Genomic DNA, 8,594 nt, shown 5'->3' with positions numbered 1-8,594 from the left:
AGTCGAAACTGAATTTTCAGTCCAACTTTCGGGGAGCAGTTCATTACGGTCCGGGGCTTCCTGCGTTAACACTGCCGGCCCAAAAACAACCCCTTTGCGCTGACGGCGGACAACGCCAGTATCCGCCCCAAACGGGGGCGCGGAAGGGCTGCGGGACGGGACCTCCACCGTAGAATGAACCGCATGATCGTTGGCATTGGGGTAGACGTAGTAGACATCGAGCGGTTTGGCCGCCAGCTGGAGCGCACGCCGGGCCTGAGGGATCGGCTGTTCGTGCCGGCGGAACGGGACCTGAACACCCGTTCCCTGGCTGCCCGGTTCGCCGCCAAGGAAGCCGTAGCGAAGGTCCTCGGTGCGCCGGCAGGCATGAACTGGCAGGACTGCTGGATCGGGCTGGACCAGAACGGGCCCACCGTCCAGGTGAAAGGCACCGTCCTGGCAGTTGCGGAGGCCAAGGGCGTGAAGCGCTGGCACCTGTCCATCAGCCACGACGGCGGCATCGCCACCGCCACGGTCCTGGCCGAAGGCTGATCCGGCGGCCGCCGCATGATCACCGCGTACACCGGAACGCAGGTCCGCGCAGCCGAAGAACCCCTCCTGGCCGACGGCCTGGGGGACGTGCTGATGCAGCGCGCCGCGCACGGGCTGGCCACCGCCGTCGTCAATGAATTGCAGTCCCGCGGCTCGCGCCTCAACGGTTCCCGCGTGGTGGTGCTGGTGGGCAAGGGCAACAACGGCGGGGACGGGCTGTACGCAGGCGCCTTCCTCGCCGCCCGCGGGATGCGGACGACGGCGGTCCTCACCGGGGACGCCGCCCACCCCGACGGTCTGGCGGCATTTGAGAGGGCAGGCGGCCGGGTGCACCGGCTTACCGAAGCAGAGCTTCCGGCGCTCGCCGTCGAAGCCGCCCGGGCCGACGCCGTCATCGATGCCATCCTGGGAACCGGCGCGAAGGGCGGCCTGCGGGGGAGTGCCGCGGACCTGATCGACGCCATCACTGCCACACGGGATGCTGAACACCGCCACGGCCTGCTGGTGGCCTGCGACCTTCCCAGCGGCATCGACGCGGACACCGGCGAAGTTGCCGGTCCCGTCCTGCCGGCCGATATCACCGTGACGTTCGGGGGAGCGAAGACCGGCCTGCTGGCCGACCCCGGCGCCGATTATGCTGGCCGCGTTCTGGTCGTGGAGATCGGCATCGAAGGGCACCTGCCGGAGCCCTCCCTGCGCCGGCTGGAGGAGGCCGACATGGCCCGGCTCCTGCCGCAGCCCTCCCGGCGCGCCCAGAAGTACTCACGCGGTGTGCTGGGCGTGGTGGCAGGGTCGGAGGACTACCCGGGGGCTGCAGTCCTCGCCTGCCGGGGTGCGCTGGCGGCCGGGGTGGGCATGGTCCGGTATCTTGGTCCGCCGTCGGTGGCCGACCTGGTCCGCCAGTACTGTCCCGAGGTGGTCTGCAGCACCGGAACCGTTGCGGAGAACCGCGTGCAGGCCTGGCTGGTGGGCTCGGGCATGGGCCCGCACGACCACGAACAGTTGACCCGCGCCCGCGACGCCATCGCATCAGACCTTCCCGTCGTGGCCGACGCCGGCGCGCTGCCTGCGCTGCCTGCCATGCTCGCCCCGCATGTGGTGCTCACCCCGCACGCCGGTGAGCTGGCATCGCTGTTCCAGCGGCTGGGCCACGGGGAGGACAGGAAGGCGGTGGAAGCCGGCACACTCGCCGCTGTCCGCCAGGCCGCCGGACGCACCGGGGCCACCGTCCTGCTCAAAGGCGCCACCACCCTCGTGGCTGCACCCTGGGGCACCACCTTCAGCCAGGCGGACGGCACACCCTGGCTCGCCACCGCCGGCAGCGGGGACGTTCTGGCCGGGGTCATCGGTGCGCTGCTCGCCCAGGCCGGGGCCGACGTCGGCCGCTTCCGGGATCTGGGGATTGAAGGGGACAGCCGGTGGGCCGCCATCGCCGCGCTGGGAGCGGCGTTGCACGGCCGGGCAGGGAAGGCGGCATCGGAGGCAGCGTCCGGCGGCCCGATCGCCGCTGGCGGAATTGCGGATGCCGTACCCGAAATCTGGGGTAAAGTCAGCATGCTTAGTAACTATGGAGCCTGGAAACGTAATAGTCACAGCCAACCACTACGGTAGGCATTAGTTCGCACCAGCAGCAGGGGCGTTCCGATGCCGTCTGCTGCTGACCAATAAATGAGGAGCACGATGGAAGTCTGGCCTGGAAATGCCTACCCGCTGGGAGCTACCTTTGACGGCACCGGCACTAATTTCGCCTTGTTCAGCGAACGGGCGGAGCGGGTTGATCTCTGCCTCCTGGCCGACGACTTGACCGAAACCCGGATCGAACTGACCGAAGTGGACGGCTACGTGTGGCACTGCTACCTGCCGCACATCCAGCCGGGCCAGAAGTACGGCTACCGCGTCCACGGACCCTACGATCCCGCCGGCGGGAACCGCTTCAACCCCAACAAGCTCCTGATGGACCCGTACGCCAAGGCCATCCAAGGCCAGATTGACTGGGACCCGGCGCTTTTCTCCTACGAATTCGGCGACCCCGATTCCCGCAACGATGCAGACTCCGGGCCGCACACCATGCACGGCGTGGTCATCAACCCGTTCTTCGAGTGGGACGGTGACCGCCAGCTGAAGATCCCGTACCACGAGTCCGTGATCTACGAAGCGCACGTCAAGGGCCTCACCGAGCTGCACCCGGAAATCCCCGAAGAGCAGCGCGGCACGTACGCCGGCGTGGCACACCCTGCCGTCATCGAGCACATGAAGAAGCTCGGCGTCACGGCCATCGAGCTCATGCCCGTGCATCAGTTCGTCAACGACGGCACCCTCGTGGAGAAGGGCCTCAACAACTACTGGGGCTACAACACCATCGGGTTCTTCGCCCCGCAGAACACCTACAGCTCCACAGGCGACGTGGGACACCAAGTCCAGGAATTCAAGGCCATGGTCCGCGACCTGCACCGGGCCGGCATCGAAGTGATCCTCGACGTCGTCTACAACCACACCGCCGAAGGCAACCACCTGGGCCCCACGCTGTCCTTCAAGGGCATCGACAACCAGGCCTACTACCGGCTGGTGGACAACGACCTCAAGCACTACATGGACTACACCGGCACCGGCAACTCGCTGAACGTCCGCCACCCCCACTCCCTGCAGCTGCTGATGGATTCCCTGCGCTACTGGGTCACGGAAATGCACGTGGACGGTTTCCGCTTCGACCTCGCCTCCACCCTGGCCCGCGAGTTCTACGACGTGGACAAGCTCTCCACCTTCTTCGAACTCATTCAGCAGGACCCCATCGTTTCGCAGGTAAAGCTCATCGCAGAGCCTTGGGACGTTGGTCCCGGCGGCTACCAGGTGGGCAACTTCCCGCCGCAATGGACGGAATGGAACGGCAAGTACCGCGACACCGTCCGCGACTTCTGGCGCGGCGAGCCCTCCACCCTGGGCGAGTTCGCGTCCCGGCTCACCGGCTCGGCTGACCTCTACGAAAGCTCCGCCCGCCGCCCGGTGGCCTCGATCAACTTCGTCACCGCGCACGACGGCTTCACCATGCGGGACCTCGTCTCCTACAACGAGAAGCACAACGATGCCAACGGCGAAGGCAACAACGACGGCGAATCCCACAACCGCTCCTGGAACTGCGGCGTGGAGGGAGACACCGACGACGAGAAGGTGCTGACCCTCCGTGCCCGCCAGCAGCGGAACTTCATTGCCACGCTGCTGCTCTCGCAGGGCGTCCCCATGCTGCTTCACGGCGACGAACTGGGCCGCACGCAGCAGGGCAACAACAACACCTACTGCCAGGATTCCGAGCTGAGCTGGGTGCACTGGGAAGCCATGGACCAGCCACTGGTCGAGTTCACGGCATTCGTCAACAAGCTCCGTCACGACCACCCCACGTTCCGCCGCAGCCGCTTCTTCGACGGCCGCCCCGTGCGCCGTGGCGAAGGCGAGAAGCTGCCCGACATCGTCTGGCTCAAGACTGACGGCACGGAAATGCTGCCCGAGGACTGGGGCAGCGGATTCGGCCGGACCATCGGCGTGTTCTACAACGGCGACGGCATCCAGGAACAGGACTCCCGCGGCCGCCGGATCACCGACGACAGTTTCCTCATGGCCTTCAACGCCCATGACGACGAGGTGGACTTCTGCGTCCCGTCCGACGAGTACTCGCAGTACTGGGAGGTCCTGATCGACACCGCCGCCCAGGCCGACGCCTACGAACCCCTCAAGGCCGGCGCCACGCTGACGCTGGACGCGAAGTCCATGGTGGTGCTGCGCGCCTACTCCGGCCCCGAAGCTGAGGTGGACACCTCCGCAGCCGCGTCGCTGGCCTCCATGGCTGAGCACGAGGAAGCCCAGGAGGAGATGGCGGAGGCCCAGACCAAGGCCGCGGAAGCGAGCGAGGCAAGGGCAACGGGCGCCGACAAGAAAGCCAAAGCATGAGGACTCCGGTCTCCACATACCGTTTGCAGATCCGCAGCAGTTTCACCCTCTTCGACGCCGCTGAACAGGTCCCCTACCTGAAGGACCTGGGCGTGGACTGGGTGTACCTGTCGCCCATCCTCACGGCGGAGAAAGGCTCGGACCACGGCTACGACGTGACCGATCCTTCCGCCGTGGACCCTGACCGCGGCGGCCCCGAAGGCCTGCTGGCCCTCTCAAAGGCAGCCCGCGAACACGGCATGGGCGTGCTGGTGGACATCGTTCCCAACCATGTGGGTGTTGCCACGCCGGTGCAGAACCCCTGGTGGTGGTCGCTGCTCAAGGAGGGCCGCGAGTCGCCGTACGCGGAAGCGTTCGACGTCGACTGGGACCTGGGCGGCGGAAAGGTACGGCTCCCCATGCTGGGCAGCGACGCCGACCTGGACAAGCTGGAGGTCAAGGACGGCGAACTGCGTTACTACGACCACCGGTTCCCGCTGGCCGAAGGCACGTACAGCGAGGGTGACTCCCCGCAGGACGTGCACAGCCGGCAGCACTACCAGCTGATGGACTGGCGCCGCGCAGATGCCGAACTGAACTACCGGCGCTTCTTCGCGGTCACCACCCTCGCCGGCATCCGGGTGGAGGAACCCTCAGTCTTCGAAAAGGCCCATGCCGAGGTGGGCCGCTGGTTCACCCAGGGCCTGGTGGACGGTCTCCGCGTGGACCACCCGGACGGCCTGGCCGACCCCGCCGGCTACCTCCGGTGGCTCAAGGACCTCAGCGGAGGCGCCTACGTCCTGGTGGAGAAAATCCTGGAGCCGGGCGAGGTGCTTCCGCAGGACTTTGCCTGCGAAGGCACCACCGGTTACGACGCGCTGGCCAATGTCGACCGGGTCTTCGTCGACCCGGCGGGACAGCAGGCCCTGGACGCCCTGGACGCTTCGCTGCGGGGTACCCCTGCGCCGGCCGACTACGCGGAGATGATCCGCGGCACCAAGCGCATGATCGCCGATGGCATCCTGCGCTCCGAGGTACTGCGGCTGGCACGGCTTGTCCCGGAATCCCACGGGATCACGGTGGACCAGGCAGCCGACGCGATCGCGGAGATCATTGCCTCCTTCCCGGTCTACCGGTCCTACCTGCCGGTGGGCGCCGACGTCCTCAAGGAAGCGTGCGAGTCCGCCGCCGCTCACCGGCCCGACCTGGAAGTAGCGGTGGGAACCCTCCTTCCGCTCCTGCTGGACCCTGCCAACCCCATCGCAATCCGGTTCCAGCAGACCTCCGGCATGGTCATGGCCAAGGGCGTGGAAGACACCGCGTTCTACCGCTACACCCGGCTGGGCACCCTGACCGAGGTGGGCGCCGAACCCACCGAGTTCGCAGTGGCGCCGGAGGAATTCCACCGGCGCATGCAGCGCCGCCAGCAGGACCTGCCGCTGTCCATGACCACCCTGTCCACCCACGACACCAAGCGCAGCGAGGATGCCCGGGCCCGGATCTCGGTCATCGCCGAACTGCCGGAGGAGTGGGCCAAAACCCTGGAAACGCTCCGGGGCCTGGCACCGATTCCGGATGGCCCCTACGAGAACCTGCTGTGGCAGGCAATCGTTGGTGCGTGGCCTGCAAGCCGGGAACGGCTGCAGGGTTATGCGGAAAAGGCGGCCCGGGAGGCCGGCAACTCCACCAAGTGGACCGACCCCAACGAGGACTTCGAGTCCAAGGTGACGGCAGCCGTCGACGCCGTGTTCGACGACACCAGGGTGGCCAAGGTGGTCGAGGACTTCGTGGCCCGCATCGATGCCGCCTCCGCCGCCAACTCGGTCTCGGCAAAGCTGGTCCAGCTGACCATGCCGGGCGTACCGGACGTGTACCAGGGCAGCGAGTTCTGGGAACGGTCACTCACCGACCCGGACAACCGCCGGCCCGTAGACTTCACTGCGCGGCAGGCAGCGCTGGAAAAGCTCGACGCCGGCACATTGCCTGACGCGGGCACGGAAACCAGCAAGCTGCTGGTCACCTCGCGGGCCCTGCGCCTGCGGCGGGACCGGCCGGAACTGTTCCAGGGGTACTCGCCCGTGACGGCCACCGGCGCCGCCGCTGACCACCTGCTCGCATTCACCCGCGGAACCGACGCCACTTCCGGTGCCCTCACGCTTGCCACCCGGCTCCCCGCCGGACTGGAAGCAGCGGGCGGCTGGCGGGACACCGCCGTCGACCTTTCCACTGCCATGCGCGACGAACTCACCGGAACCAGCCACGGACCCGGCCGGGTTTCGGTGGCGGAGGTCCTGGGTACCTACCCGGTGGCCCTGCTGGTACCTGTGGACGGAGAAAAGGCATGACCGTGGCCAACGTTGGACCAGAACGCTTCGATGTGTGGGCGCCGGACGCCAAGTCAGTGGTGCTGCTGGCCAACGGCCGGCAGTACCCCATGCGGACGAAGGAAACGGCGCCTGGCACCCAGGGCTGGTGGACGGCTCCGGACGCCCCGGGCGAGGGCGAGGTGGACTACGGCTACCTGCTGGACGGGGACACCAACCCCATCCCGGATCCCCGGTCCCGCCGCCTCCCCGCCGGTGTCCACGAACAGTCCCGCACCTACGATCCCGCCGCCCACGCCTGGCAGGACTCGGCCTGGCGCGGCAAGGACCTGCAGGGGTCGGTGATCTACGAACTCCACGTTGGCACCTTCACACCCGAAGGAACGCTGGACGCGGCCGTGGACAAACTGGGCTACCTGGCGGACCTCGGCATCGACTTCGTGGAACTGCTGCCGGTCAACGGCTTCAACGGCACCCACAACTGGGGCTACGACGGCGTCCAGTGGTATGCAGTCCACGAGGGTTATGGCGGACCGGCCGCGTACCAGCGGTTCGTGGATGCCGCCCATGCCGCAGGGCTGGGCGTCATCCAGGACGTGGTGTACAACCACCTGGGGCCCAGCGGGAACTACCTGCCCAGGTTCGGCCCGTACCTGAAGCAGGGCGACGCCAACACCTGGGGCGACTCAGTCAACCTCGACGGGCCCGGCTCCGACGTGGTCCGGGAATACATCCTGGACAACGCGGCCCTGTGGCTGCGGGACTACCACGTGGACGCGCTCCGGCTCGACGCCGTGCACGCGCTGCGCGACGAGCGTGCCGTGCACATCCTTGAGGACCTGGGCGCTCTGGGCGACGCCATCTCGGCCGAAACCGGGCTGCCCAAGACCCTCATCGCCGAATCAGACCTCAACAACCCGCGCCTGATCTACCCCCGGGATGCGAACGGGTACGGCCTGGCCGGGCAGTGGAGCGACGACTTCCACCACGCGGTCCACGTGAGCGTCAGCGGCGAAACCACCGGCTACTACTCGGACTTCGAGTCGCTGTCCGTGCTGGCCAAGGTGCTGAAGGACGGATTCCTGCACGACGGCAGCTACTCCAGCTTCCGCGGCCGGCACCACGGCCGTCCCATCAACGCCTCCCTAGTGCACCCGGCAGCGCTGGTGGTCTGCAACCAGAACCACGACCAGATCGGCAACCGGGCCACGGGGGACAGGCTCTCGCAGTCCCTGTCTTACGGGCAGTTGGCCGTGGCCGCCGTCCTCACGCTGACCTCCCCGTTCACGCCCATGCTGTTCATGGGTGAGGAATACGGGGCTTCCACGCCGTGGCAGTTCTTCACCTCGCACCCCGAACCGGAGCTTGGAAAGGCCACCGCGGAAGGGCGCATCAAGGAATTCGAGCGCATGGGGTGGGATCCCGCCGTCGTCCCCGATCCCCAGGACCCGGAAACCTTCCGCCGGTCCAAACTGGACTGGGACGAGGCCGCCACAGGCGACGACGCGCGGCTCCTTGAGCTGTACCGGTCGCTCACGGCGCTGCGCCGCGGGAATCCGGAACTGGCTTCCCTCGGTTTCGGTGAGACAGAGGTTTCGTTCGACGACGACGCCGGCTGGCTGCGTTTCCGGCGCGGAGCCGTCGAGGTGGTGGTCAACGCCTCGGACTCCAAGGTCCGGGTGGACGGCGCAGGCACAGTCCTCCTCGCAACCGACGAAGGGACCGGGCTGGACGACGGTTCGCTTGACCTCGCGCCGTGGAGTGCCGCGATCCTCAAGTCCTGAACCTGGAAGTTGTGCCGCGGGCCTCGCCCGCGGCACG

At 67.5% G+C, this 8,594-nt stretch carries 5 protein-coding genes; all 5 read left to right on the top strand.

What is annotated here, in order from left to right; translation table 11 throughout:
• The first annotated feature begins 183 nt into the window (after positions 1-183).
• The 5 genes from VXJ37_RS11725 (at position 184) to treZ (ending at position 8,557) form a co-directional block, all read left to right on the top strand.
• The gene (locus VXJ37_RS11725; protein ID WP_141942574.1) at positions 184-531 is read left to right on the top strand and encodes a holo-ACP synthase; all 348 of its coding nucleotides are present in this window, start codon (positions 184-186) and stop codon (positions 529-531) included.
• Between the two features lie 15 nt (positions 532-546).
• Positions 547-2,142: an NAD(P)H-hydrate dehydratase gene (locus VXJ37_RS11720; RefSeq protein WP_331323201.1), complete on the top strand. Its 1,596-nt coding sequence runs from the start codon at positions 547-549 to the stop codon at positions 2,140-2,142.
• A gap of 69 nt (positions 2,143-2,211) precedes the next feature.
• Positions 2,212-4,470, top strand: coding sequence for a glycogen debranching protein GlgX (glgX, locus tag VXJ37_RS11715; protein WP_331323200.1), 2,259 nt, complete (start codon positions 2,212-2,214; stop codon positions 4,468-4,470).
• Entirely contained in the window at positions 4,467-6,794 is a 2,328-nt protein-coding gene (treY, locus tag VXJ37_RS11710) for a malto-oligosyltrehalose synthase (protein WP_331323199.1), read from the top strand. Before glgX ends, treY begins: the two co-directional genes overlap by 4 nt.
• Entirely contained in the window at positions 6,791-8,557 is a 1,767-nt protein-coding gene (gene treZ / locus VXJ37_RS11705; RefSeq protein ID WP_331323198.1) for a malto-oligosyltrehalose trehalohydrolase, read from the top strand. Before treY ends, treZ begins: the two co-directional genes overlap by 4 nt.
• Positions 8,558-8,594: the final 37 nt, after the last annotated feature.

The organism is Pseudarthrobacter phenanthrenivorans (assembly GCF_036455295.1).
GTDB classification, from domain to species: Bacteria; Actinomycetota; Actinomycetes; order Actinomycetales; family Micrococcaceae; genus Arthrobacter; species Arthrobacter phenanthrenivorans_C.
This window is presented reverse-complemented; position numbering and strand designations above follow the sequence as displayed.

Excerpts from the sequence above, each read along its gene's own strand:
- VXJ37_RS11725 (WP_141942574.1), top strand. The coding sequence starts at position 184 with ATGATCGTTGGCATTGGGGTAGACGTAGTAGACATCGAGCGGTTTGGC.
- treZ (WP_331323198.1), top strand. The coding sequence starts at position 6,791 with ATGACCGTGGCCAACGTTGGACCAGAACGCTTCGATGTGTGGGCGCCG.
- glgX (WP_331323200.1), top strand. The coding sequence starts at position 2,212 with ATGGAAGTCTGGCCTGGAAATGCCTACCCGCTGGGAGCTACCTTTGAC.
- VXJ37_RS11720 (WP_331323201.1), top strand. The coding sequence starts at position 547 with ATGATCACCGCGTACACCGGAACGCAGGTCCGCGCAGCCGAAGAACCC.
- treY (WP_331323199.1), top strand. The coding sequence starts at position 4,467 with ATGAGGACTCCGGTCTCCACATACCGTTTGCAGATCCGCAGCAGTTTC.